Below are 25,990 nucleotides of genomic sequence, written 5' to 3'. Positions count from 1 at the left end.
TGAGATGCGCCTGACCGCGCATACCGACTACGCGCTACGCATTTTGCTCCATGCAGCACTAGCTGCTCGGGATGGAGACGGGCTGTTGGGGGTCGCGCAAGTGGCTGCCGACCATGCTATTTCACGCAATAATGCGATGAAGGTAGTAAATGTGCTTTCCAACGCTGGTCTACTCCAGACCGTGCGCGGGCGCAGCGGAGGATTTCGTCTCGGGCGTTCAGCCGAAACTATCACGCTTGGTGAAGTGGTGAGACTTACCGAGCCATGTCTGAATCTTGCCGATTGCGAAAACTGCATCCTGCGCGGCAGCTGTGGTCTAAGAGGTATGCTTAACAAAGCTATGGGCGTATTTCTCGCTGAGTTGGACCAACAAACTCTTGCGCAGGCTGCCGCTGGCTCACGGCTCCCTGCAGCGATCCAGCTCTCGAACGTACCCCGCGCCAGCACCACTTTAGTCTACAACTAATTTCCCAGATATCGTGCTAAACATATTCAAGCCAATCCTTGCAGGCGCGACCTTGCCAGATCGATTGATCGCAAGTTTGGGTGCTGCGATTGCCATCGCTCTTACCATCGTAGTTTGTGCTGGCCTTCCTCTTTCTGCTATGGATTTGCCGATCATTGTCGCACCCCTTGGTGCTTCAGCGGTACTGGTATTTGCCGTGCCTTCCAGCCCTCTAGCCCAGCCTTGGGCCGTGGTCGGCGGCAACACCATTTCAACCTTGATTGGCGTATGGGCGTTCAATCTGTTTCCAGACATCACACTTGCCGCTGGCGTCGCGGTGGGCGGCGCGATTCTGGTGATGTCGCTACTACGCTGCCTACATCCTCCGGGAGGCGCGGCTGCGCTTACTGCAGTAATTGGCAGCCAAGGCATTCACGCAGCAGGGTATAGCTTCGCTTTCGCGCCGGTAGCGATCAATTCCATAGCACTTGTGTCGATAGCTATGTTCTTTCATCGTATGACCACACATAGCTATCCGCACGTACCAGCCCTCACGCCGGAGCCTCGCGTTCCACGAGCTTTTCATTCATCCGATATCGATGCGGCACTGGAAGATATGCATGAAAGCTTCGATATCAGTCGTGAAGATATCGAAGTGCTGCTGGCACATGTCGAACGACATGCTCTAATGAAATCCCAGCGTCGGTAAATCCGTCAACTTCTCGATAATTTATGGCATTGTGGTTGCCCATTTCGTTGATGCAAAAGTTTTGATTTTTGCATCAAAAGCGACCGGGATGGCAAAGATCGACCTGAACGAAAGACCGTTTTTGGATCCCCCATTTGTAACTCGAGCGTCCGCTAATGGGGTTGCGATCGGAACACCGGCCTTCGACTCCCGCAAGCACAAAAACGGCCATCTTCCGCATCAATGTGCGACAAACAGGTGTTTTCCGACACCTGAGCGGGGCTGTCGGCGCTTAGCGTATATCTGGGTCCGTTCTATGTACTGACCCCAGCTTACAAAGGACCTAGCCGGGTTCGACTTCGCATCCAGCGAGGCCAACGAGGCCTTGGTTCGGCAACTCCATGGCGGCGAGTTCATCGACGGCGCTGACAACGTAGTACTGATTGGCGGGCCCGGCACCGGCAAATCGCACATCGCCACTGCGCTGGGAGTTCAAGCCGTCGAGCATCACCGCAGAAAAGTGCGCTTCTTTGCCACGGTCGATCTGGTCAACGCGCTCGAACAGGAAAAAGCAGCCAACAAGGCGGGGCAGATTGCCGAACGTCTGCTCAAACTCGATCTCATCATTCTCGACGAATTGGGCTATCTGCCGTTCAGCCCATCAGGCGGAGCTTTGCTGTTCCACCTGCTCAGCAAATTGTACGAACGCACCAGCGTCGTGATCACCACCAACCTCAGCTTCAGCGAATGGGCCGAGGTATTCAGCGATGCCAAAATGACCACCGCCCTGCTGGATCGACTAACCCATCATTGCCACATCATCGAAACTGGCAATGACAGCTTCCGGTTCAGGGCAAGCTCTGCATCACCAAAACCACGAAAGGAAAAATCACCAGCTTGACCCAAAACCCGCTCTGCGGGACATACCATCACCCGGGTCAATTCTCGATGGAAATACCGGGTCACTTCTCAGCGGAAATCTACAGCCTGATTTTCGGCCATCTGAAGCAAACTCGTTTGGAGAACGATAATAGGTTCAAGCGGGTGTCGGCAACTCGTGCTCGCCGATTTACAAGACCGGCGTGGCACCGCCGGCGCAGGTCGGGATTTCAAGCCAGTCCAGCAAGAACAGGGGCCGCTCAATCTTGCCGATTTCTTGTAGCGCCACTTCGAGTTGGTTCTGCCGCTCATAGGCGGCGAGCTTTCGCAACATGACCGAAGGCGCGACATGGCCGGTCTTGACCGAACCGACAAGCCGCAGCACGTCCCCCCATTGCTCACGGATAATATCGGTCCGGATGCGTTTGCCCAACAGCGGGCCAAGGAGTGGATAGGCTGTGGCCAGGGCAATCGGCGCGAGGTGTCTGTCGGGGAACCCCCTCAGACGCGGGCAGAAACGAAATCCCAGCATGGCGCACAGAGCGAAGACATGATCGGTCGTTCCGCCGGTGTCGGTATAATGCTCGGAGATCACGAGATCGGTGCCATGTCTGGTCAGGCCATCAAGCATATAAGATGCCTCATGTGTCGCGGCCGAGATCACATTGACATGGTAGGGTGCGCGCTGATCGGAATTATGGGTGTAGAATCTGAATACATGGTCAACGCCGTAGCGGGCGTTGATGTCGCCGCCACGTTTCGATCAACACTTTCGCCTCGGTCAGGCTGTAGAAGATCTCGCCATTGCTTCCCCATCCAGGACGTTGTCGGATCGTATATGATGCGCGCGGGCGGTCGGGTTCCACATGATGGCTTCCAAGGTTGGTCTCGCAATCCCTCGGGATCATATCGGACTTCGATCGTGCACCGTTACGCCAGCGTTCTGACGCAGCCTCTATGCGCGTCTGTGCGGGCCGCCATGCGCTAAATGCTCTTGTGATCGCTAGAGCCAATCAAGCCGGCAATATAGGCGGTATACATCTGACGTTGCGTCTTGTTACCCAAGTTCTTCAGATGAAGAAGCGGCGACTGACGCCCGCGTGCGGTTGCTGGACGCTCAAGCGTGCGCAGCACTGGCTGCCGCCGATTTGGCCGCCGCTTCCGATGACCGCGCCCGGCTGTGGCTTTAAAGAAGAGGATATAACTTGATATTGCGGCTGTCTTGGTCTTCTGTTGAATGGTTAAATATCCCATTTCACCTGCAATCTTTTAAATAGAAGGAGAGGATACCCATGTTCGACATTAATTTGTCGCGCCGCACTCTTGTGACCGGCGCGATGACCACAGCGACGATCGCCGTCGCACCTGCGAGCGCGCAAGTCGCATCGAGACACCAGTCGCGCGTTGTCCCACCCGCACCGACCAAGGACGGCAAGACAACACTCGACCCTGATGGGGCGCTGCGGCTCCTCGAGGACGGCAACGCCGCGTTTCTGCGCAGTGAAATCCTCAATCCCGACATCTCGCCGCAGCGCCGCCTGGAACTCGCTCGTTATCAGGCGCCGTTCGTTGCCTATGTTTCCTGCTCGGACAGCCGAGTGCCGCCGGAGTTGTTGTTTGGACGCGGCTTGGGCGAACTGTTCATCGTCCGCAACGCTGGCAATACCGTCGACACAGTCGCCAAGGGTTCGATTGAGTTCGCGGTAGCAGTTCTAGGTGTGCCCTTGATCGTGGTCATGGGGCACGAAGCGTGTGGTGCGGTCAAGGCCGCGATGGACGTGGTCAGTAAGAACGCGCGTTTCCCTGGTGCGATCGGCACCATGGTCGAGCCGATAATCCCCGCCGTGCTTGAAGCGCGGGGCATTGCTGGCGACGCCACCGAGGCCGCGATACGCCAGAACGTCCGACGCACGGTGCGTAACCTGCGCGAAGCTAGCGATCCACTATTGATGAAGCCACTTGTAGAGGGCAAGCTCATGATTGTCGGGGCTTACTACGAGCTCGGCACTGGCCGCGTTGATTTCTTCGATCGCTCATGAGCACGCACCCCATGCCCCTTTTCCGATACATCGCCGCACCGCTCGCCATTGTCGTGGGCACGATTCCTGCCCACGCATCCGAACATGACGAGCAAATCTGGACTTCGATGACTGGAACGACCACCCTGTTCGACAACGTGGATGCAACGCTCGAACTCCACGGTCGCTATACGGACGAAGTATCTAGACTAGGCCAGGTACTGATCCGACCGAGCCTGACCTTAAGGCTGCCGCGCGGGTGGTCCGCGACGGCGGGCTATGTTTACGTCCACACCCGGTTCGCTCGCACCGTCGCCAATGAGGAGCATCGGGCATGGGAGCAGGTCGCCTACATCTTCAAACAAGACAGGGCGACTGGGTTGTCGATCAGCGGCCGTACGCGGGTCGAACAGCGTTTTCGGTCGGATTCGGAGGGAGTTGGTTGGCGCCTTCGTCAACAGCTTCGGGCACAGTTGCCGTTACCGCGGGGGCCCTTACGTGTAGTCGTGTGGAACGAAACGTTCGTTGGTTTGAACACAACCCGATGGGACCGGCACAAGGGCATCGATCAGGTCCGAACCTTTATAGGTGCGAGCTTGCCAGTAGCGGAGGGAATCACGATCGAACCAGGCTACCTCAACCAGACGGTGTTTCGGATTGGCCCGGACCGGGTGAATCACATTTTAGCAACCAACGTATTCATTAGGTTTTAACTGAGCTCGCGATCGTGTCCCACCTGAACCGCGCCGGGTTTGTCTGAGGCTCCAACTCCTGAGAAGGTGGAGCTATGACGAGCAAGGCGCGGCACCCCCCTGCCCCAGGCCAATGCCTTCGCGATGGTGCGCCGGCGCGCGGCGGCCGCCGAGATCGGGACGGCGATTAGCAACCACAGTTTCCGCGCGACCGGGATCACCGCCTATATGAAAAATGGCGGCACGTTGGAAACGGCCGCGACGATGGCGAACCACAGTTCGATCCGCACCACCCAGCTCTACGATCGGCGGCCCGATGATGACGATGATGTGACGCTGGACGAGGTGGAGCGGGTGTTAATTTAGGGTAGCGGAAAACCCCACTAGGCCGGTTGTCTGTAGCTCACCATTCCGACAGGGTTTTTCGTGCAGCCAGATCGGGAGTATGCATCCGGTGAGGACCGCAGCTACTGACGGTTCGCTGCAGGATTTGGCATCTTACTTGCCGAGGAAGGCCTCGACGCCTTCTTGAGCGAGCACATCGCGGAATGCAGCATCGGCATCGCGGTCGGTGGGGAATAGATTGTCCCAGACCGTCGAGGTGCCGTGCTCGTTGACGACCTCGAGGGACCAACCGCGCTCGGTGGCGAGCCGCACGATGTTGATGGTCAGCCGTATGCCCGCCTGTTCGATGGACCGGCAGAGAGAGGATTCAATCAGTTCGGGTTGCGGGCCAAATTCCATGCCGTGATGCTATGAGATCACGGCTCCAGCTTCAACGCTGTTGGTTTCCAATTCCATGGGAGTAGATCGCCAAGCCGATTAGCCGGATGACCGGCGATGCGGGCGAGGACGTCAGCGAGCCAAGCCTGGGGATCGACGTCGTTGAGGCGACAGCTCTGAATGAGTGAAAACATGATGGCGGCGCGCTGACCGCCGCGATCGGAGCCGCAAAATAGCCATGCTTTCCGCCCGAGTGGCACACAGCGCAGCGCCCGTTCCGCTGCGTTGTTCGTGAGGCATACCCTGCCATCGATGAGGAAGCGGGTGAAGGCGTCCCAGCGCCGGAGCATATAGTTGATGGCCTTGGCGAGATCATGGTTACGCGACAGCTTGGCGAGTTGGGCGTTCAACCAGTCGTGCAGTTCGGCGATCAGCGGCGCGCTCAACTCCTGACGTGCGGCAAGCCGCTCCGCTGGTGTCTTGCCGTTGACACCGCGCTCAACGTCGAACAGGGCGTCCAGCTTCTGCACCGCCTCCAGCGCAATCGGATAGATGGGGCCAGTCCGCTCGCCGCGGCTCTTCTTGCGCGCAGCGCCCTCGACGTCAGCAAGTTCGAAGAACTTCCTGCGCGCGTGAGCAAAGCATCCTGCCTCCAGGATGAGACCAGGCTGGCGGTCGGGAGCGTACAGCTCGAAATAGCCCGCATAGGCATCTGCCTGCAGAATCCCGGACCAGGACGCGAGATGCGCCTGGGGATGTTCGCCGCGCCGGTCGCGCGAATAATAGAAAACGACCGCCGGCGGATCGGCGCCGCCGAATGGGCGGTCATCCCGGACATAATCCCATAATCGACCGGTATCGGTCTTGCCCTTGGCCATGACTGGCACGGTGGTGTCGTCGCCATGCACACGTTCGGCGGCAAAGACATAGGCCTCGATCAATCGGAAGATGGGCATCAGGGCGAAGGAAGCTGCACCGACCTGATCGGCAAGCGTGGAGACGCTCAGCGGCACGCCTTCGCGGGTGAACCGCTCCGCCTGGCGGTTGAGAGGCTGGTGCTGGCCATACTTCTCGAACAGCAGCATGGCGAGGAAGCTTGGGCCTGCCCAGCCACGCGGCACGACATGGAATGGCGCGGGCGGCTGCGTGATCTTCTCGCAGTCACGGCAGGAGAACTTCTCGCGTACGGTCTGGATGACCTTCCAGGTACGCGGGATCACCTCCAGCGTCTCGGTTACATCCTCGCCCAGCTTCGACAGGCGCATGCCGCCACAGGCCGGACAGGAACAGGGCGCCGGAACGACGACGCGGTCGCGGGGCAAATGGTCGGGGAACGGCTTTCTGACCGGCCTCTTGCGCTCGAAGGCGGTGACGTTCGTCGCCTTTGTCGCGGCGGTCTCGGCGGCCAGATCGTCTTCGGCGGCGTCGGCCTCCAAATCTTCGAGCTCAAACTCCATCTGCGCAAGAAGCCGGCGGGTGCGTTCGGCGCTGGGGCCGTATTGCTCGCGCCTGAGCTTGGCGATCTGCAACTTGTAGTGCGAGATCAATGCCTCGGTGGCGCTCTCCCGGGCACGGGCATTGGCCAGTTCGGCCTCGGCGCTGGTGGCGCGCTGTTCGGCCGCATCGGCGCGTTGCGTGCTGAGCCGGACCAGCGCCTTGAGCACTTCAATGTCGTCAGGCAGGGGCGAAACGGCGGCGTCCACAACCAGGATGGAATCATAGAAAACCGCCCGGTTAAAGCGGAAAATGCGGCCTCGACGAAGAAAGTCTGCGCCTATCCCGCGCTCTGCGGGCGCCAGCTATATTGCGGGTTCCGCCAGTCCACGCCGTCGAGCAAACAGGCCAGCTGTGAGCTCGTCAGCGACACTACGCCGTCCTTCGCGGAGGGCCAAATAAACTTCCCTCGTTCCAACCGCTTCGAATAAAGCGACATCCCGAGACCGTCGTGCCAGATTATCTTCACCAGCGACCCGTTACGCCCGCGAAAGACCCAAAGATCGCCGGCAAATGGGTCTCGCGAAAAACTCTGCTGTACCATCGCCGCGAGGCTCTGCATGCCGCGACGCATATCGGTATGGCCCATTGCGATCCACACCCGTGCGCCTGCTGGGATCATCGCAAGGCCTTCAGCGCCGCCGACACCAATGCAGGTGATGCCGCAGCTGATACGTTCACGCGTCCCTTGGCGCCGAGATCGATGATGATCACCGGCATCCCGGCCTGTTGCCCGCCTTGCTGGGTGCCATCGTCTACCACCGCCTCGGCGAACTCGGTCAGGGCGGGCGGTTGTCGCAGCTTGCTGCGCCATGTGTAGATCCGCGCCGTGGAAATGTCGTGCCGTCGCGCCACGGCCGAAACGCTGGATCCCGGCGCAAAGGCTTCCGCCAAAATCTGCAGCCGTTCCTCGTCGCTCCAACGCCGCCGCCGTTCCGGCCCGGTCATTACCGTTATGTGCCCCATGAACCGCTCCTAAGCCTACTCTCGAGAGCATGCTTAAGAGCAGTCCACTACCTCACGACAAGGCGGGCGCCGCCGGATGGATACGATCGGGAGCGCAAAGTCGTGATCGGGCGGGACGATCCATGTGTTTTCCGGCAAGGAGACTTTCGATCGATAAGCTGCCTGTTATGATGTAACGATGCAGTATATAAGGAATGGAATCCCTATAAAAACGATTGATATTAGTAAATTAGAGTCCGTAAATCGTTCCACATAAATCTTGAATTGAAATATATTTATGTATAACTTTCTAACTGTTAATCTTATTAAATATCGGCACATTTTTGCCTCGTATTTATCATCGTAATTATCATATTTTTTCGTAATAGAATACGATTTCAATTTTTCGAACAATATCATCTATGTTTATTAGTTTTTACAATTTATAAGTGAAATATCAATATAATCATTCATAGCCTGAATTAGGCTTTCAGTATTAAGTGTACTTAATATTGGCAAAATTCCTAGATTTGGTATTCCGGAATAATGCCCTATTATCCTCTGATTTTCTGTATGTTCTGGCGATCCTGAATAAATTACACCAATCAGTGGTATATTATATCGCTTCAACTTATCAATTGTCAGCAATGTATGGTTGATTGTTCCTACGGAATTTCTCGCACACAGAATTGCTGGCAATTTCCAGTCTTTGAATATGTCGATGAATAGAAGCTGTTCATTTAGAGGCACCATGACCCCGCCCGCCCCTTCGATTACCACTCCCTTTGCTTTGTCAGGGGTGAGGCAGAGGCGGCTTGGATCGATCATTTCACCCGCAAGACGGGCTGACAGATGCGGTGACGCCGGGACTGGAAATTTATAGACTTCCGGGACTATTCTTGATCGGTCGATCCCAGCCAATTCCATCACGCGTTCGGCATCGCCATCGGGATCGAGACCGGACTGTACAGGTTTCCAGTATCGCATTCTGAGCGATGCTACCAAACCGGCGGCGACCACGGTTTTGCCGACGTCGGTGTCGGTCCCGGTTACGATGAACGACATGATATTGCTTTCTGGATTGGATGAATATCGGTGTGATTTTCGTCCATCACCTTCGTTGGCCCGGATCGACTTTTTGAGGGCTTCCATCCGGCCCGATAGCCACAAATGTGAAGCGGCCCTCGGTTACCCGATGCTTGATCCCGCTGTCCTCGCTGTTGGCGATGGCGCGGACCTCAACGATCAGGGAGGTCCGCCCCTCTTCGACAACATCGGCGTAGAAGCTCACGACGTCGCCGACCTTGACCGGACGCAGAAACTCCATCGCGTCGACGGCGACGGTGACTACGCGGCATCTAGTCCTTTCTCTGGCGGCCGCCTCGCCCGCCAGGTCCATTTGGGCCAGCAGCCATCCGCCCCAAATGTCGCCTGCCGAGTTGGTATCTTTGGGCATCGCGCGAGTGCGGATTGCCGGTTCCTTCATCGGAGGCGGATTGACCGATACCGGATTTGGAGCATCCTCGTTCGCGCCGCCATTGCGCGTTGACATGGACAGGGTCCGCCGGGTGACTATCGGCTTGCTCATGGAACGTCCCAAGAAATTCCGTCAACTGCCGTGATGCTGACGAGTTGGGTGGGGCGAACGCAGCGGGATGCGATATTGAGGAGCACGGTGCAGGACGACGCCGATCCTCGGGCGATATAGGCCAGGGTTTCATGGTCTCTGGTAGCTAAGGGGACAGGCTTATAGGACGCCCGGCTCTCCACTATGATCTCAGCGGTTTGCGGTGTTGAAGGGGCGGTTTGCGAACCTTCGAGATGCTTCAGGTCGAACATATGAAAATTTGAAGCGGCGAAAGCCGTATCTGCCTGCTGCGGCGTTATCGCCGAGATTACCAGGAATGCCGACAACATAGCAGTCAGGGACATGGTGTAACCCTTTCAGGGAGAGGAAATAGTCTGGCGACGCACGAAGAGGGGGGTATCGACGTGCGTCGCCAGTGTCCGCCGCCAGCGATAAAGGCCGGTTGGGAGCCGCGGCGGCGGTAGCTGGCTGGGGTTGGCAACCTGTAGAGGAGGAAGAAACGATCTTGCCGATGTCTCTACAGTTTGCTTGCCCTTTGGGCTGTTGACGCCCTTATGGCTCATCATAAGTTTTCGAGCCAATCGAAATTTTATAGATTAAACGATAGAAGTTATCTATCGTTTGCCTATGCCATCCGTTCGCCAACTGGAATATCTCGTCGCGGTCGCCGACCTGCTGCACTTTGGTAAGGCGGCAGATGAATGTGGCGTATCTCAACCGACGCTGAGCCAACAGATCTCGGCGCTGGAAAAGCGGCTTGGTGCCGCGCTGATCGAACGAAAAGGCTGGGCGGTGCAAATGACACCGCTAGGTCGATTGGTGGTGGAACGGGCGCGACGGGTTCTTGTGGAAATTCAGGAAATTCGGTCAGTTGCTCGAAGATCCCGCGAGAAGATGGTCGGCGTCATTCGATTCGGAGTTACACCTACCCTTGGCCCCTACCTGATGCCGTCGCTGATCGCTTCACTCCATGCCGAACAGCCCGACATCAAACTCTATATTCGTGAAGGGCTTCCGACGGAGCAAGCCCTGGAGCTAGCGAGGGGTAACCTCGATATGATGATCGGGCCATTGCCTCTGATCGGCGAAGGGCTGGAAATCGAACCGTTGTTTCGCGAGCCGATGCATATCGTCGTCCCACCCCATCATCCACTTGCCGAAAAATCGAACGTGACGCGCCATGACCTGGCTGGTGAAGCATTTCTGTCGCTCGATCCTCGGCACCATTATCACCGGATGGTGGAAGGGATTTGTGACGACCTTCGTGCGGTCATTTTACGAGATTACGAAGGCACAAGCCTAGACAGCATTCAACAAATGGTAGGTTCCGGGATTGGCATAGCAGTCCTGCCTGAACTCTATCTGCGGTCCGATGTCGGGGGCGAGGCGTTGATACGTCGTGTCACGCCCGTCGATTGGCAGGTGACCCGCTCCATCGCGGCTGCATGGCGCCAAAATGCAGCAAATAGCGCCGATTTCCGCTTGATCGCGGCGCGCGTTCAAGCGGAAGCAAAACGCATTCTAAGCGACCATTGACACGTCACAGGCCAAGAGCCGCTGCATTGCCGGACGAGGCCGCAAGATCAGCATTGGCTGCAATCCGCCGCAATCGCTGATCAAGAAGGGTGAGAGAGACGCTGGCTGCTGCCTCTTCGCGCGAGTTCACGAGAAACAGGTCACTGGCCCCCATGGTGAAACGGCGCCGTTCTGCGGTCGCCATCTCCTGGGCGCGCTGCGTTTCATCCTCCGACAAGGCGATCAATCGATCTGCCGCGCTGAGGGTGATGCCGATACCGTCTATCTCCGCCCTGATCTGTTCGTCCAGCCACTGCGTCCGACGGCGGTTTGCGTCGAGTTCAGCCTGGGTCTGCATCAGCTTGCCACGCGCGGCCCGTTGTTCCAGTGGTACCGAAAAGCGCAGTCCAAAACGAACGTCATTGCCACTTCGTGACACTCCGCCCAAGCCAACATCGCCAATATCCCGCGCCACTTCCATCTGGAGTTCGAGACGGGGCAGCAAGGCGTTCCGGTCCAAGGACAGACGGTCACGCACCAGTCGTTCTCGCAACTGTGCGACAATGAGGTCTGGCCGCGTCACCACCTGCGGAACATTGGCCATAGGTAGGGCGGGCAAGCTGACCGGCATTTGTTCCTTGCGGGGGATAAGCGGCCTGCCATCAGCATCGCGCCAATAGAGCGATAGAGTGTTGGCGGCATTGGCGACCGCCTGCTCTGACTGGACGACCATGGCTTGCCTTCGCAGCAGCGTTTGGTCGTTCTCAACCAGAATGATGCGTGGGCGCAGTCCAGCTTCGAACGATCGCTGCAAGCCTCGCTGCCGCTCCTGCGCCAGATCGAGAAGATGGCGATAAATTCCAAGGCGCTGTCCGGCGGCAACCCAATTTAGATAGGCGTCGAATGCCCTGCGTTGCACGCCGATCGCGACCATCTGCCGTTCTGCGTCGGCAACGGCCCGATCGGCGTCGGCGGAAACACGGCCAAAGCGCCGTTCATCGATCATCCGGTCCCGCAAAAGCGAGAAAACCGCGCCAGCCCTGATTTCGCCCAACTGGTTAGTGTAGTTTTTGTCCTCATAGATGGGGAAGCTTCCGCTCGACACGCGGTATCCGCCATATATCTGGCCGCCCCAATTCTCGATAGGGCGCGCGACTTTGGCGTCGGCATAAGTGCCGTTATAATAGCCCAAGACGCGCGACCCACCCTCGGCCGAAAATAACGTGTCGAACGCGCCCTCCGCGCTCAAACGTCTGCCATCGGCTGAACGTGCACGAGCCAATGCTTCCAGAATCTGGGGCGATTGTTTGGCCGAAGTGGCCAACACATCGTCCAAAGACAGTACTCCGGCGTCGGTGGGCGCGAGCGCGGGTAGCGCCGCAACATCCTGGGCCTTCCCTGGTGAAATCATGGCGGTAATTGCGAACAGCACAGCGGACAGGACGGGGAGATGGAGCCTATTTGGCATTGCCATCCCCCGTTGCGGCCTTGCCGAGAGTTCCGTCGATAGCACCTGCGGGATATTGCAGCGGAAAGTCGTTGAGCAGTCGCCAGAGTTCATAGCCCGATGTCACGGTATCCATCATCACCCAGCCACGAACCTTTGCACCAAGGCGCACGAACGGTTCCTTGGGCCACGGCCGTCCGCCGCGCCGTTGTTCGACCAATATGCGGAACAGGCCGTTACTCGATGCCGACACGTCGATCGCGCGGACCTGCCCGTCGAACATGCCCATTGCCACAGAAGGCCATCCACTGAACTGGATGGCGGGCCATCCTTCAAATTCCAGTCTGACGGGGCGTCCGGGATAGATGAGCGGAACATCGCGCCCATCGACATAGAGTTCGACAACCCGAACAGCCTCCTCCGGTGCGAAGGTCGCGAGGATTTCCCCCTCCTTCACCATCGTAGCCGTGTCGCCGCCGAGGATACGCAATATGCGGCCATTACGCGGAGCGCGCACGATTTGCACGGATTGCCGACTGATATCGATGTCGAGCCGGTTGCGATCAGCGAGACCCTTAGCAACTTTCGCGCCATAATCTTCAACCTTGATCTGGGCGAGTTCCAGGTCGCGGCGTGGCGACAGGCCTTCGCTATAAAGCTGCCCCATGCGGCCGACATCACGCTGAGCAACACCCATGGCTCGCCGTGTCGCTGCAATCTCTGCGTCGGCTTGGGCGCGTTCGGCGCGCAGACGTGAAATCAAACCTGGATCATTATCGGAAATGCGGGCTATCGGGTCACCCTTTCTGACGCGCGATCCGTCCGTGACGAACCATTGTTCGACGCGGCCAGGCACCAGGGCGGTCACATTTTGAACCCGATCGCGCGGATCGAGCGCGATGACTGTCCCAGTGCCGGTCGATGTTTGCACCCACGGAACGAGCAACAGGAACGCTATGGACCCTGCCATGCCCAACAGCAATATCCATGCCAGTGCGCGCGCGGGCCGTGGAACCGCTATGCTGGCAAGAGTTTTGAAATGCGAAATATGGTCGGTGCGGAATGGCATGTCAGCGTCCTCGCGCAGCAGTGCGGACGGCCTGAAATTCCAAGGCATCGCGCGTCAGCAGTTGTTTGTCGTGGCCCAACCAGAGCCAGTGATCGAAGGCGAGATTTTCGGACCTGCTAGTGAAGCATATGATTGTCGTAGCGAAATCATCGAGCATTCGTAGCGCTGGTCGCAACTCATGTGCTGGCAGCATATCGAAAAGGCCCGACAGAACGAGGATACGAGGCTCTGCCAGAATTGCACCGACCAGCTTGAGACGCATCGTGTCCGCAAGCGTCAACGGCCAGCCAGTCGAAGACAGCACGCAGTCCATTCCACCGGGTAAAGTGCTTATGCGACTGCCAAGGCCAACGGCATCCAACACGTCGAGAGTGCGCTCTGACGTTGCCTGTGGCGCAGCCAGACGCAGATAGTCACGGATCGAGCTTTCCACAATACTGGGTCGGTCAAGCACGATGACGTCACTGCGCAACTGGAAGATATCCAGCGCACCAATGTCTGCGCCGCCCAAAGTAATCAATCCTTCGGCGGGGCGGTAGTGACGTTTGAGAAGTCGGCTGAACAGCCTGTCGGCACCCGTGTCGCAGTCTGCCACGATATGGAGCCCTGCCGGGATCGTCAGATTGAAATTGCCACGTTCGCCGCCAACTTCCAGTCGCACAGATCGTAACGCAAGCGCGCCATCGCGCGGCCTCACGCCAGCGCCGCCAGCCAATGGTGCGTCTTCCTGATTGATGGTCCCGAACAACGCAAGTTCCTCGACCGCTGCCACAAGGTCATAGAATCCATCGAGATATGGACCTAGCTGTGCTGCTCCATAGAATATGCTTGAAAGAATCAACTCAGCCGCGACAAGTTGACCGATGGACAACTGGCCTTGAATGACCAGCCAACCACCCAGCGCGAGCAAGGCGGCGCTGGCGACAGCATAGAGCAGTAGTAATGCCACGCTTTGAGGGAAAGTCGCGCGAAAATGCTTTTGATGGGCACTGACATATGCAGCAGTTCGCTGTTCAGAGACATCCATGGCATAGTCGAGATGCCGACTGGATTTGTAGAATCCGTTAGAAGCACCGACACTTTCCAGCCAGTGGGCCGCCTCGTATTTGCGATGGCTGAGCGCCACTGCCGTTTCCATGGCTTTGCCGGCCCAGCCTTTCCAGATCAGCCAGACGCAGGCAATGAAGAGCAGGTTGAAGCCCAGAAAAATCGGATGGTAAAAGGATGTAACGATAAATCCGACCGCTGCCTGGAAGAAGATTGAGAACCCCCCGACCAACAACGACGGGATGGCCTTCTGGATATTCATCACCTCGAAAAAGCGATTGAACAGGTCGCCGCGGCGGACGTCCTGAAAGAATGGATCTTGAGCGTGAACGGCCTGCAGGGTGATCTCCGCGACAAGCCGGGCAAAGAAGCGGCGACGGAAAATCTCCATCACATAGGTACGTAATGCACCCAGCAAAGCCCATAGCAGCAACAGGCACAGCAGGACGGCAGCGAGCGTGAAAAGTGGGGCCGGAAGGGCCGTGTTCGCAACCGAATTGATTAACATTTGCACAGAAATGGGCGTCGCCAGCGAAAGTAGGCCTATGGCTGCGCCGTAGATCAATACCAGGGTCATGAAGGCACGGTCGGGTGCCAGGGTGGCGCGCGCCCATCCCATGAATGCGCGCCAATCAATCCGTCCATGGGGATGGGCGGCCATTCAGTAACTCCTCATATCAAACAGAATTTTTCAAGGTAGTTTTTCAAACTATGGTTCGGGGCTCTGCCCAACCACCAGGCGCGTCCGAAAATCTGATTAGTTCATCGCCTGCAGTCCAGCGCGACACGCGGCCATTAGTAGGGTCGATCACGACCAGCTTGACCCAACCATTCCCGAACAGACGACCGAGCAATGCATCCTCCAATATTATGGCATCCACCCGGTCAAGTGGGGCCTGTACAATGGTGAGGAGGCGCTGAGGGACATGGTGAGGCGTACCATCGTCACAAAATAATGACTGACGGGGCAGGCCGACGCACAGGTCGCCGCCATTGCCTCGCACGACTCCAAAGCCGCCGAGCACATTATGCACTGTTTTATCCCCCGCGCCGTAGACATTGTTGTCGATCGTCGAGAATAGATATTGGCAGTTAATCCATTGCGCGACAACCATCGGAGCGGTCAATATTGTCTTCAAAGCACCGCCATCGCTGTCGGTGCGCCAGTCATAGCTATGAAGAAAAACTCGGCCATCGAGGTCGATCTCCTGTGTCAGGCTGCGCGGCCCCGCTATAAAGGCTGCATTGCCAGAAAGCCCCCATTCGGGCCTAACTTCGCCCCAATGCAATGCGCCAACCATCAGGTCAGCCGCTGACCTGTTGAGCTTCCGGCCACGTTCTTCACGGCTTCGCGTGCTAGCATAAGCCATATCCCAGGCAATTTTCCCCAGAGCGTCGCAATGGCTTTGGGGCACCTGCTCGCAATCGAACAACATGACATTATCAGTGGTAGTGTCGTGCTGGCCCGCTACGAACCGCGTGTCACAAGGAATGGTCATATTCTGCTCTGCCAGACGCGCACGCACATTCGGATCATTCAGGATTGCAGCCATGACACGTGCGTTAGGACCACCGGCCCTACCGCCACATGCCCCACATTCGAGCGCACCGCCGAAGGGATTATTGGTTGAGGTCGCACCATGGCCGACCAGCAGGACAAGCGGGGCCAGGGTTTCCGGCACAAGGCCCGTCAACTTGAAGAGGCCTGTGGCATAACTCGCCTTTTCCTCCAGACCTAAGCCGTGACTATGAACATCTGACAGGCATGGGCTAAGCTGCGCTGACAGGCCGGCATCATCCGGGCCGGTCAGTTGTCGGGCGATCCTAGGGGCAAGGTTGCGCAACAGCATCATCGCTCCAGCAATTGGGCCGGTGCCTTCCGCCGCAGCAAAGCTGGTTGCCATGGTCCGCTTGGCACCATTCAATAGCCTCGATGCAGAGGATTGCCGGGCATGGCTGGCCAATAGAGAACTGTCGCTGCCAAGGCGGCTGGAAGCAACAGCCTGGGCAACTTCGTGTTGCGGCTCCAGCAGCACAGGCAGTTGCCTGCGCGCTATACGGTCGGTTGGCGCGCGCATCGCGATCGGCAAGCCGAAAAAACCGGCATAGCCATAGGTGTCGTAACTGCCTTGCTGCTCAATCGCGCGGCGCAGTGGTTCGGAACGCACGTCAATACAGAAGATGAGCTGCGCATCATACCTCTTAGGCGTGACCTTTGGTGCACGCTCTGCGTTCCGCAAACCTTGCACGATTTTGGCCTGAAATCCACGCTCGGCAGCTTCCATGAACATCATCGACAGCTGGTGACCGTTGATGCCGAGGATATAATTCAACCGTGTTTTCGCAGCACCGTTTAAGGAGACGAACGCCTTAACTGGTATGCCGAAATGGGATGCGAGCCCTTCATACTCTTGTATGGGCAGACTATCGGCGACGGGCATAGCGGTGTCGAAATCGAGCACCAACATCCACAAGGCGAGATAGTCTGTGATGGTCGCCGGTGCTCCAACACTATAGGCCTGATCTGCATACTCGCTGCGCCAGCGAATATGACCCGCCCATCCGGGCAGTCTGCCCAACAACTCTCGTAAAAGGGCCAATTTGCCCAGTTGGTTGTCGCCAAAGGAATCGAGCCGTTGGGCAATGGCTGTGACAGGGTCCATGGGTGCCTTGTGATAGACTGCCTTTGCCCGTTTCCCGGTCAGCGCGATGAATTCCGGATCATGGACAATCAGGTCGAGAGTGGCCCTGTACAGGCCTTTTTCTCTGCCCGGCATCTCCACGGCGGATAGCCCCTGATCCAGAAAGGCCGCGCACCATTTCGCAACGAACAATTCAGCCCGGCTCGGGGAAGCCAGTGGCTTGGGTTCCGTGTCGTCCGAAGGTAGGTGCAACAGACGGGCCATGAGGATATCATGCGCGTTGATGTTTGGGAGCACCGCTTCGAAGGCCAGATTTAGACCCCCGAGGCGTTCGACTGCGACCTCAGCCAATATTGCGCGATCGACTTTGCTATTATCGGTGAGCCGGCGCCACAGCGAAACGGGCAAACAACTGCGCGCCTTGAAAATGTCGGAGGCCGCTTCAGCCGCGTCGAAGAAGGGCAAGTCCTCAAAGCCGGACAACGGGTTGACCGCAATCGGGCTTTCCAGCGGCCAGAGGGGAGCGACGGCCTTGGACGCCAGACCGACCAGCTTTGCGGTTTCCGCATAACCTGGAGCCAGAGCACATGATGGATGGGCAAATTCGAGCGTCATGGTTCTATTCCTTCTGGTAGAGGGAAGTCAGCGGTTTTCAGATGTCAGCGGGTCATGGCTCCGGCACTCAGCAGCCGGACATAGATCCAGCGAGGCATTTGCCACCGGCGGGCGAACAGTCGGTTCTGGACGACCAGACTACCTAGGAAAATAGCCGCAACAAACATTTGCAGGGTCATCGGTAGTGGCGATTGGGCTGACGGGAGCAGGCGGCTCACAAAACCAAGGCCGGTAGAATGAATGACCACAAGACCCGATATCAAGGCCGCCATGACCCAGCGCTGACGGCCAGAGTTGTCGCCGATGGCGGACAACATCGCGATTATTGCGGCAACCAGCGTAAGAGCAGTTGGGATAAGGCTCGTCCTATCCAGCGGCGATACGATATCGACCAAGGTCAGGCCGATGCCGGTAGCGCCGATTGCAAATCCTGCCTTGAAGCCAAATCCTTCAGCAGCCTTCAGGGGCTGGCGACGAACAACCTGCCCTGCGCCCAGAAACAGCCATGCCTTGAACAGACCATGGGCAAGAATATGCCATAGCGCTGCAGCATATGCGCCCAATCCGCATGTCATCACCATAAAGCCCATTTGCGAAACAGTGGAGGCGGCCAGCGCCCGCTTCACGTCGGGACGAACAATCATGATCGCTGCGCCTACGATTGCGCCGAAAAGGCCCAGCAGAACTATCGCAAGTCGAGCTGCCGGTAGCAGTTCGATAACCGGAGACATGCGGATAAGCAGGAAACCGCCAGCGTTGACCAGGCCCGCGTGCATCATGGCCGAGACGGGCGTGGGGGCGGTAACAGACGCGAGCAACCATCCCGAAAAGGGGGGCACCGCGCATCGTGCGAGCGCTGCAACTATCACCGTAGCCACTAGGCCTGCGAGCATCGGCGTGGGGAGTTCACCGGCCCGTGTGACAATGTCGGAAATGGCCAATGTTTTCAGGCGCAGGGCGGCCATCGTCAGGCCGCATATAAAAATCCAGTCCGTCGCGAGGAAGGTCTTGCGAGCCTTGCGAGCCACTTGCTGCGCTTCGGGCCAAGTATCGACATGGCCGATCATGCCTGCGAGCATCAAGCCGCTGGCTACCCAAGTGGACGCCAGGACAAGGATATTATCTGTAAGCAGAAAGATGATCGCCGCAGTGAACGTCGTTACCATGCTCACAAAAAAACGTGTTCGACGTTTGTGGAGGCGCATGTGCCGCCGCGCAAACCCGAACACGCAAGCTGCCACGAAGACGGTCAGGCCTGACATGGCGACTGACAATATGTCCCAATGCAAAGCCATCGGTTCGAACCTCAGCTCAATGGCCAGCACCAAAAGGCAGATAAATGCCCACACCATCAGGGGCACGGCAAATTCCTCACGCGGTTTTGATGGCATAGTTCCCATGGCGATCTCCTTCGGAACCGCATTGACAAACCAGCCTTTATTTATGAAATGATTTTATGCAATCTCATGAATTGATAAATCGAATGCTTACGGGGTGTATTGGGCTATGACGTTGCGAAATCTCGATATTGATCAGCTCCGCGCATTTCTAACGATCGCAGAAACGGGCAGCTTCACGCGTGCAGGTGAAAGGCTTGGGCGCACCCAATCGACAATCAGTCTTCAATTGAAGCGACTCGAAAACCACCTGAATCGTGTACTTTTGGACCGAAATGCGCGCGGCGTCCGCCTCACCCTTGACGGACACAAGCTAATGGGGACTGCGCGCAAACTCGTCCACCTCAATGACAAGGCCGTTGCTGAGTTGCTGGAGCCGGACATTCGGGGCGTGGTTCGCCTTGGTGTGCCAGAGGATTTTGCTACGGTGCATCTACCCGAAATACTCGCTCTTTTTAACGAGGCCCATCCTCTCGTGGAATTGGAGGTGACGTGCGATTTGACGCTTAATCTCCTTGAGCGATTCCATGCGGGGGCCTTTGACCTAGTTTTGGTGAAGCGGGAACCGGCAGCCGCGCTGGAGGGGATGCGCGTGTGGCGTGAGCCTTTGGTTTGGGTAGCCAGAGATCAAAGCGCAGCCGACAGTGTCGATACTGTACCACTCGTAATGTCGCCGGCACCTTGTGTTTACCGTAAGCGCGCGACCGATGCCCTTGACGCCATCGGACGCCCCTGGCGCATAGCCTACACGTCAACCAGCCTGGCGGGGAGCCAGGCAGCGGTTCGCGCAGGGCTTGGGATTACAGTGCTGCCGCGCGAAATGGTTCCGGAGCCTCTCGCAACTGTGACGGGTGAAGCAGGGTTGCCGGTCTTACCTGACACGGAAATAGCGTTGATCGAAGGTTCAGCGATTTCTGAGACGGGACATATGCTGGCGCAACACATTGTTGAAACGCTTGAACGGACAAACTGACGGATAGGGAGTGATTCTACATCTTCCGCTCTGAACTGTCGGAAAACCCAGTCGGCAATCGCCGTGTGCTGCCACCATGTGTTATCTGGCGGGAAGTAGGCGCTCTAGGCGGCAGGGCCGGTATCGCGCGATGTCGGTCGGAACCGAGCTGGATCGCCGACCTCATAGCCGACATTGTGAAGCGGGTTTCTGATCTTTGCAAAGCCGCGCACGCAGGTGGCGCGGCGCATGTGTCAAAACCTACCGATTGTGACAACCGCCTGTCGTATCCTGCCGAACATTGGGATTTTGTATAATCGCCCCAAGCTGCCGCCAACATGAGGCTGCTATCGTCGTGGCATGACGCATATCCGATGCCTTCCGATCGCCACGTTGCCTCTGCTGGCGGTCCTGACCGGCTGCGGCAGTGATCCGGCTACGCCCCCGGTTCCCCCCGCCAAAGCGGAGGCGGTCGCTCACGAAAGCGATCTGCTGAAGCTCACCCTCACGACAAAAGCGCAACAGCGTCTCGGCATCCGAACGGTAAGAATTGGCGATGGTTCGGCGGCGCAAGTCCGGGAAACCAGCGGTGAGGTCGTCGTGCCGGCAACCGGCGGGGCGGGTGTGCCAACGGGATCGACGAGCAACCTCGCCCAGATCGGGGTCAGTCAGGTTGCGGCCGAAGGCGAGATCGCGCGAGCGCAAGCGCAAGTGCGGCTCGCAGTCGTCGCCTATAACCGCGCCGACGCCTTGGTGCGCGAGGAAGCGGGTAGCGTGCGCGGTCGCGACGAAGCCGCGGCGTCGCTCGCTACCGCCCGGGCTGCACTGGAGGCGGCGCGCGCGCAACGCGGGCTGCTCGGTCCCTCAATCGCGTCGATGGGCAATCTTTCGACACTGTGGGTGCGGGTGCCGGTGTTCGGGACCGACGTGAGCGCCATCAAACGCGGTCGCACCGCTACGGTTCGCCCCCTCGGCGACAATCGCGCCGCTCCGCGCGCTGCGCGCCCGGTCCAGGCCCCACCCTCGGCCAATGCAGTCGCGGGCACCGTCGATCTGTTCTTCGCGCTCGATAATCGCGACCGTGCCTACCGCGTCGGCCAGCGCGTCTCCGTGGCGTTGCCGCTTGGCGGGAGGGCGGATGGACTGTCGGTGCCGACCGCAGCGATCGTCCGCGACATCTATGGCGGCGAATGGGTGTACCGGAAGACTGCGCCCGACACCTATGTCCGGCAGCGGATTGAGGTCGCGAGCGTCGCGGACGGCCGTGCGCTGTTGTCGCGGGGCCTGGAGCGCGGTGCCGAAGTCGTGACGGACGGGGCGGCCGAGCTGTTCGGGACCGAGTTCGGGACGCCGCACTGATGCTCGCCTGGCTGGTCCGTGCCGCGCTGACCCAGCGCGTTCTCGTCCTCGCGCTCGCTGCGCTGCTGGTCGTCCTTGGGCTACGCGCGACCGGCGATGTGCCGCTCGACGTGTTTCCCGAGTTCGCACCGCCTATGGTCGAGATCCAGACCGAAGCGCCTGGTCTTTCGACCGAAGAGGTGGAAAGCCTGATTACCGTACCGATCGAAACGGCGGTCAACGGCGTCCCCGATCTGATGACGCTACGGTCCAAGTCCGTGCTGGGCCTGTCGTCGGTATCGATCCTGTTCGCGTCCGGCACCGATGTGATCCGCGCCCGCCAGCTCGTCCAGGAGCGGGTGACACAGGTGCAGGCGCGGTTGCCCGCCGCGGCGCGTCCCCCGGTGATGCTGCCGCCACTGTCGTCAACCAGTCGGGCGATGAAGATCGGCATATCGTCGGCAAAGCTCGATCAGATGCAGCTCTCCGAACTGGCGCGATGGACGATCCGGCCGCGCCTGATGGCGGTGCCGGGCGTCGCAAACGTCGCAATCTGGGGTCTGCGCGACCGCCAATTGCAGGTTTTGGTCGATCCCGACCGGCTGCGCGCGGCCGGCGTTACGCTCGCCGAACTGCGCACCGCGGCCGGCGATGCGGTGCTGGTCGGTGGGGGCGGCTTTGTCGATACGGCAACCCAGCGGCTCGCCGTGCAGCAGACGAGCGCGATCCAGTCCTCGGCCGATCTTGCACATGCGGTCATCAAGCAGAGCGGCGAAGCGGCGGTCCGCATCGGCGACGTCGCCCGCGTGGTCGACGGCTTCGCCGCGCCGATCGGCAATGCGATCATCGACGACGGGCCCGGCCTGATGCTGATCGTCGAGAAGCAACCGACCGGCAACACCCTCCAGCTTACCCGTGACGTGGAGGCCGCGATCGGTGAGCTGAAGCCGGGCCTGCGCGACGTGAAGGTCGATACGACGATCTTCCGCCCCGCGACCTTCATCGAACGCTCGATCGACAATCTGACGCGCGCGCTCGCGATCGGCTGCCTGCTCGTGGCCGTGGTGCTATTCGTATTCACCCGCGATTGGCGGCAGGCGACGATCAGCCTGGTCGCCATACCGTTGTCGTTGCTCGGCGCAGGCCTGGTGCTGTTGTGGAGTGGCGCGACGATCAACACGATGGTGATCGCCGGGTTGGTCATCGCACTCGGCGAGGTGGTCGATGACGCGATCATCGACGTGGAAAACATCGCTCGGCGGCTGCGGCTTAACCGCGAGGCGAGCAATCCGCGCTCCAACTTCGATGTGGTGTTGTCCGCCTCGCTGGAAGTGCGATCGGCGGTGGTGTTCGCGTCGCTGATCGTGATGCTGGTGTTCCTGCCGATCTTCTTCCTGGGCGGGGTCGCGGGCACGTTCTTTCAGCCGCTCGCCATCGCCTATGTGCTGGCGATCGCCGCGTCGCTGCTGGTCGCGCTGGTGGTGACGCCAGCGATGTGCCTGTTCCTGCTGCCGAACGCGCCCCTAAAGGCAGAACGTGACACGCGGCTCGTCGGGGCGCTCAAGCGCCGCTACGCTGGGGTGCTGCCGCGCATGGTGGCGCAACCGGCGCTGGCAATGGGGATCGTCGCGGGCGGCCTCCTGCTGGCGGGCGTCGGCTATGCTGGATTCAAAGACCAGTTCCTGCCCGACTTTCGCGAAACCGACTTCCTGATGCACTTCGTCGAGAAGCCCGGCACGTCGATCGAGGCGATGGACCGCATCACGATCCGCGCCTCCAAGGAGCTGCGCGCGATCCCCGGCGTGCGCAATTTCGGCGCGCATATCGGCCGTGCGGAAGCCGCGGACGAGGTAGTCGGCCCGAACTTCACCGAGCTATGGATCAGCCTGGACGAGAATGTCGACTATGACGCCAGCGTCGCGCGTATCAAGGAAGTGATCGACGGCTATCCCGGCCTCTACCGCGACGTGCTCACCTATTTGCGCGAGCGCATCAAGGAAGTGCTGAGCGGCGCAGGCGCGACCGTCGTCATCCGCATCTTCGGGCCCGATCAGGCCGAGCTTCGCGCTGCGGCCGAACGTGTCCGCGCCAAGGTGGCGGCGATCGACGGGGTTGCGGATCTCAAGGTCGAGCAACAGGTGCTGGTGCCGCAGATCCAAGTCCGTCCACGCCCCGCCGATCTCGCCACGCTGGGCCTCACCGCGGGCGAAGTACGGCGACAGGCGCAAACCTTGGTCGCGGGGCAGAAGGTCGGCGAAATCTACCGCGACCAGAAAGCGTTCGACGTGGCGCTGTGGGGCGAACCCAAGGTGCGCGGCGATGTCCATGCGCTTGCCGACATGATGATCCAGACGCCCGCCGGTGCGCCGATGCGGCTGCGCGACGTGGCCGATATTCGCATCATGCCCGCGCCCAATGAAATCAAGCGCGAGAACGGTGAGCGCCGGATCGACGTCACGCTCAATGTCGCCGGTGCGGACCTCGGCACGGTCGCGCGCGCTGTCGAAACGGCTGTGGGTCAGATGCCGTTCGCGACCGGATACCATCCCCAGGTGCTGGGCGAATACGCGGCGCTGCGTGATTCACGCCAGCGGCTTTGGACGACGGGGCTGCTCTGCCTGCTCGGCGTCCTGCTGCTGGTCTGGCTGGAGTTCCGCTCGGCGCGGATCACCGCGCTGGTAGCGACCAGCCTGCCGTTCGCGCTGGTCGGCGGGGTAGTCGGCGTGGCGCTGACGGGCGGCGTGCTGTCGCTCGGCTCGCTGGTCGGGTTCGTGACGGTCATCGGCATTTCGGCGCGCAACGGCATCATGCTGCTGTCGCACTACGATCATCTCCGCCGGTTCGAGGGCGAGGACTTCGGCCCGCGTCTGATCCTGCGCGGCGCGGAGGAACGACTGGTGCCGATCCTGATGACCGCGGCGTGCGCCGGTCTGGCGCTGCTGCCGCTGATCGTCGCCGGCAACGCGCCGGGCCATGAAATCGAGCATCCGATGGCGATCGTCATCCTGGGCGGACTTGTCTCCTCGACCGTGCTCAACCTGTTCCTGATGCCCGCGCTATACGCGCGCTTCGGACGGGAGAAGCCCGCGCCCGATGCCCCACTTGCCGGAGTTCCCGCATGATCCGCCGGTTTGCTCCGATCGCCGCGCTCGCGGTCGCGGGGTGCATGTCTGCGCCTCTGCCCCCGCCGACGATCCCACCCGCGTCCGCCACAGGTGCTTTCGCAAACCTTCCGACCACGGCGATCGGCCCGGTCCCGAATGACTGGTGGCGGCTGTACGACGATCCGGCGCTTGATCGACTGGTCCAGGCAAGCCTCGCCGCCAATGCCGATCTGCGCGTCGCCTATGCCAATCTCGACGGCGCACGCGCGGCACTGCGGCAGGCGCGCGCCGCGCGGCTGCCGCAAACCACGATCGAAAGCGCGGGCACGATCGACAACAGCGCGACGCAGCCAAGCGCGTCATCGAACGTGCCGACCACCGACTACGATCTCGCCCTGACCGCAAGTTGGGACATCGACCTGTTCGGCCGCCTGCGCTCGGGCGCGCTGGCGGCGGGGGCCGATGCTGACGCTCAGGCTGCGGCGCTGGACTCCCTGCGCGTCGCGGTCGTGGCGGATACGGTGCTCGCCTATGTCGATCTGTGCGGTGCGACCCGTGCGGCGAATGTCTCGCGCGAGATTGTCGCGGTTCAGGAACGCTCGGTTGGCGTGGTACGTGACCAGCTTGCCGCTGGCGAAGTATCGCCGCTCGAAGTCTCGCAGGCCGCCAGCCTGCTGGAATCCACCCGCGCCACGCTGGCCCCGTTCGAGGCGGCGCGCGCGAATGCCCTGTACCGGATCGCAACCTTGCAGGGCCGCCCCCCCGCTGAAGCGCGCGGGTTCGACATCGCCTGCAATGCGCCCCCGAAGCTCCGCGCGGCGGTGCCCGTGGGCGAAGGACAGGCGCTACTGCTGCGTCGCCCCGATATTCGCGAAGCCGAACGCCGCCTCGCCGCTGCCGCGGCGCGGATCGGGGTCGCCCATGCCGATCTCTACCCGCGCGTGAACCTGGGTGGTGCAGTCGGGCTGTTGACGGGTGGCTTCGTCGCGACGGCTTCACCGCTGATAAGCTGGGCCTTCCCCAATCAGGCCCCAGCGCGAGCACGACTGGAACAGGCCCGCGCAACAGAACGCGCGGCGCTCGCCGGCTGGGATGTGGCGGTATTGCGGGCATTGCGCGAAGTCGAAACCGCGCTCGCCGTCTATGATGGCGAGGTGCGCCGCAATCGCGCGCTCGATGCCGCGCGGATCCAATCTACGCTTTACGCCCGCCGTGCAGCCGCCCGTGTTCGGCTTGGGGATGCCGCCTCGCTGATCCAGTTCGATGCCGAGCGGGCGCGGGCGCAAGCCGCGCTCGCCCAAACACAGTCCGATCTCACCGTGGCGCAATCCCAGGTCGCGCTATTCCGGGCGCTGGGTGGGGGATGGCAGACGAACGGTCCGGCGGGCTAGA

General features: G+C 59.8%; 21 protein-coding genes and 3 pseudogenes. 11 read left to right on the top strand and 13 right to left on the bottom strand.

The features are described from left to right. Positions 1-4 precede the first annotated feature (4 nt). The 3 genes and pseudogenes from ACZ2HM_RS20665 to istB all read left to right on the top strand — a co-directional run. Complete coding sequence (locus ACZ2HM_RS20665) at positions 5-466, top strand: RrF2 family transcriptional regulator (protein WP_037479447.1); 462 nt, start codon at positions 5-7, stop codon at positions 464-466. Between the two features lie 52 nt (positions 467-518). Continuing rightward, positions 519-1,154 (top strand): HPP family protein, encoded by a 636-nt coding sequence (locus tag ACZ2HM_RS20660; protein WP_262504176.1) that lies wholly within the window; start codon positions 519-521, stop codon positions 1,152-1,154. 316 nt (positions 1,155-1,470) lie between these two features. Further along, positions 1,471-2,034: pseudogene (gene istB, locus ACZ2HM_RS20655) on the top strand (IS21-like element helper ATPase IstB); the annotation flags it as partial. Positions 2,035-2,206: 172 nt separating this feature from the next. On the opposite strand, the pseudogene ACZ2HM_RS20650 reads toward istB, so the two are convergent. Continuing rightward, a pseudogene (locus tag ACZ2HM_RS20650) lies at positions 2,207-2,772 on the bottom strand (Tn3 family transposase); the annotation flags it as partial. Between the two features lie 532 nt (positions 2,773-3,304). On the opposite strand from ACZ2HM_RS20650, the gene ACZ2HM_RS20645 reads away from it, so the two are divergent. The 3 genes and pseudogenes from ACZ2HM_RS20645 to ACZ2HM_RS20635 all read left to right on the top strand — a co-directional run. Beyond that, positions 3,305-4,051 (top strand): carbonic anhydrase, encoded by a 747-nt coding sequence (locus ACZ2HM_RS20645; RefSeq protein WP_119749380.1) that lies wholly within the window; start codon positions 3,305-3,307, stop codon positions 4,049-4,051. Next, on the top strand, positions 4,048-4,743 hold the full coding sequence (locus ACZ2HM_RS20640) for a DUF2490 domain-containing protein (RefSeq protein WP_119749382.1): 696 nt from the start codon (positions 4,048-4,050) through the stop codon (positions 4,741-4,743). Before ACZ2HM_RS20645 ends, ACZ2HM_RS20640 begins: the two co-directional genes overlap by 4 nt. A gap of 93 nt (positions 4,744-4,836) precedes the next feature. Then, positions 4,837-5,088, top strand: a pseudogene (locus ACZ2HM_RS20635) (tyrosine-type recombinase/integrase); the annotation flags it as partial. Positions 5,089-5,220: 132 nt separating this feature from the next. Here ACZ2HM_RS20635 and ACZ2HM_RS20630 read toward each other — a convergent pair. The 7 genes from ACZ2HM_RS20630 to ACZ2HM_RS20600 form a co-directional block, all read right to left on the bottom strand. Continuing rightward, on the bottom strand, positions 5,221-5,466 hold the full coding sequence (locus tag ACZ2HM_RS20630; RefSeq protein ID WP_470425130.1) for a hypothetical protein: 246 nt from the start codon (positions 5,464-5,466) through the stop codon (positions 5,221-5,223). Between the two features lie 17 nt (positions 5,467-5,483). Further along, a complete protein-coding gene (gene tnpC, locus ACZ2HM_RS20625; protein ID WP_470425131.1) occupies positions 5,484-7,148 on the bottom strand; it encodes an IS66 family transposase in 1,665 nt (554 codons plus the stop codon). 71 nt (positions 7,149-7,219) lie between these two features. Then, positions 7,220-7,483 (bottom strand): IS66 family insertion sequence element accessory protein TnpB, encoded by a 264-nt coding sequence (gene tnpB / locus ACZ2HM_RS20620; protein WP_229710709.1) that lies wholly within the window; start codon positions 7,481-7,483, stop codon positions 7,220-7,222. Between the two features lie 74 nt (positions 7,484-7,557). Next, a complete protein-coding gene (gene tnpA / locus ACZ2HM_RS20615) occupies positions 7,558-7,905 on the bottom strand; it encodes an IS66-like element accessory protein TnpA (protein ID WP_043151652.1) in 348 nt (115 codons plus the stop codon). A 408-nt stretch (positions 7,906-8,313) separates the two neighbouring features. Beyond that, positions 8,314-9,036 (bottom strand): dethiobiotin synthase, encoded by a 723-nt coding sequence (bioD, locus tag ACZ2HM_RS20610; protein ID WP_328804712.1) that lies wholly within the window; start codon positions 9,034-9,036, stop codon positions 8,314-8,316. After that, positions 8,996-9,436 (bottom strand): acyl-CoA thioesterase, encoded by a 441-nt coding sequence (locus ACZ2HM_RS20605; RefSeq protein WP_206378009.1) that lies wholly within the window; start codon positions 9,434-9,436, stop codon positions 8,996-8,998. Before ACZ2HM_RS20605 ends, bioD begins: the two co-directional genes overlap by 41 nt. Positions 9,437-9,468: 32 nt before the next feature. Beyond that, positions 9,469-9,816 (bottom strand): hypothetical protein, encoded by a 348-nt coding sequence (locus tag ACZ2HM_RS20600; protein ID WP_119749384.1) that lies wholly within the window; start codon positions 9,814-9,816, stop codon positions 9,469-9,471. Between the two features lie 283 nt (positions 9,817-10,099). Here ACZ2HM_RS20600 and ACZ2HM_RS20595 point away from each other — a divergent pair, with 283 nt between their 5' ends. Then, complete coding sequence (locus tag ACZ2HM_RS20595) at positions 10,100-11,008, top strand: hydrogen peroxide-inducible genes activator (RefSeq protein WP_119749386.1); 909 nt, start codon at positions 10,100-10,102, stop codon at positions 11,006-11,008. A 4-nt stretch (positions 11,009-11,012) separates the two neighbouring features. On the opposite strand, the gene ACZ2HM_RS20590 is transcribed toward ACZ2HM_RS20595, so the two are convergent. The 5 genes from ACZ2HM_RS20590 to ACZ2HM_RS20570 are packed head-to-tail and all read right to left on the bottom strand — an operon-like array spanning position 11,013 to position 19,207. Beyond that, on the bottom strand, positions 11,013-12,455 hold the full coding sequence (locus ACZ2HM_RS20590) for a TolC family protein (protein WP_470426904.1): 1,443 nt from the start codon (positions 12,453-12,455) through the stop codon (positions 11,013-11,015). Continuing rightward, entirely contained in the window at positions 12,445-13,503 is a 1,059-nt protein-coding gene (locus ACZ2HM_RS20585; RefSeq protein WP_119749390.1) for an HlyD family secretion protein, read from the bottom strand. The genes ACZ2HM_RS20590 and ACZ2HM_RS20585 overlap by 11 nt, the downstream gene beginning before the upstream one ends. Before the next feature lies 1 nt (position 13,504). Further along, positions 13,505-15,211 carry an ABC transporter transmembrane domain-containing protein gene (locus ACZ2HM_RS20580; protein WP_119749392.1) on the bottom strand — a complete coding sequence of 569 codons (1,707 nt, stop codon included), beginning with the start codon at positions 15,209-15,211 and terminating at the stop codon, positions 13,505-13,507. A gap of 43 nt (positions 15,212-15,254) precedes the next feature. Then, positions 15,255-17,807: a DUF2309 domain-containing protein gene (locus tag ACZ2HM_RS20575; RefSeq protein WP_119749394.1), complete on the bottom strand. Its 2,553-nt coding sequence runs from the start codon at positions 17,805-17,807 to the stop codon at positions 15,255-15,257. Positions 17,808-17,851: 44 nt separating this feature from the next. After that, the gene (locus tag ACZ2HM_RS20570) at positions 17,852-19,207 is read right to left on the bottom strand and encodes a proton-conducting transporter transmembrane domain-containing protein (protein WP_119749396.1); all 1,356 of its coding nucleotides are present in this window, start codon (positions 19,205-19,207) and stop codon (positions 17,852-17,854) included. Between the two features lie 106 nt (positions 19,208-19,313). On the opposite strand from ACZ2HM_RS20570, the gene ACZ2HM_RS20565 reads away from it, so the two are divergent. The 4 genes from ACZ2HM_RS20565 (at position 19,314) to ACZ2HM_RS20550 (ending at position 25,989) form a co-directional block, all read left to right on the top strand. After that, positions 19,314-20,177 (top strand): LysR substrate-binding domain-containing protein, encoded by an 864-nt coding sequence (locus ACZ2HM_RS20565; RefSeq protein ID WP_119749399.1) that lies wholly within the window; start codon positions 19,314-19,316, stop codon positions 20,175-20,177. A 339-nt stretch (positions 20,178-20,516) separates the two neighbouring features. After that, on the top strand, positions 20,517-21,515 hold the full coding sequence (locus tag ACZ2HM_RS20560; protein WP_470426903.1) for an efflux RND transporter periplasmic adaptor subunit: 999 nt from the start codon (positions 20,517-20,519) through the stop codon (positions 21,513-21,515). Then, a complete protein-coding gene (locus ACZ2HM_RS20555; RefSeq protein WP_470426902.1) occupies positions 21,515-24,616 on the top strand; it encodes an efflux RND transporter permease subunit in 3,102 nt (1,033 codons plus the stop codon). Before ACZ2HM_RS20560 ends, ACZ2HM_RS20555 begins: the two co-directional genes overlap by 1 nt. After that, positions 24,613-25,989, top strand: a complete 1,377-nt coding sequence (locus ACZ2HM_RS20550) for an efflux transporter outer membrane subunit (protein WP_470426901.1) — start codon at positions 24,613-24,615, stop codon at positions 25,987-25,989. The genes ACZ2HM_RS20555 and ACZ2HM_RS20550 overlap by 4 nt, the downstream gene beginning before the upstream one ends. The last annotated feature ends 1 nt before the right edge of the window (position 25,990 follow it).

The sequence above is a fragment of the Sphingobium sp. KKT206 genome (assembly GCF_055640555.1).
This window is presented reverse-complemented; position numbering and strand designations above follow the sequence as displayed.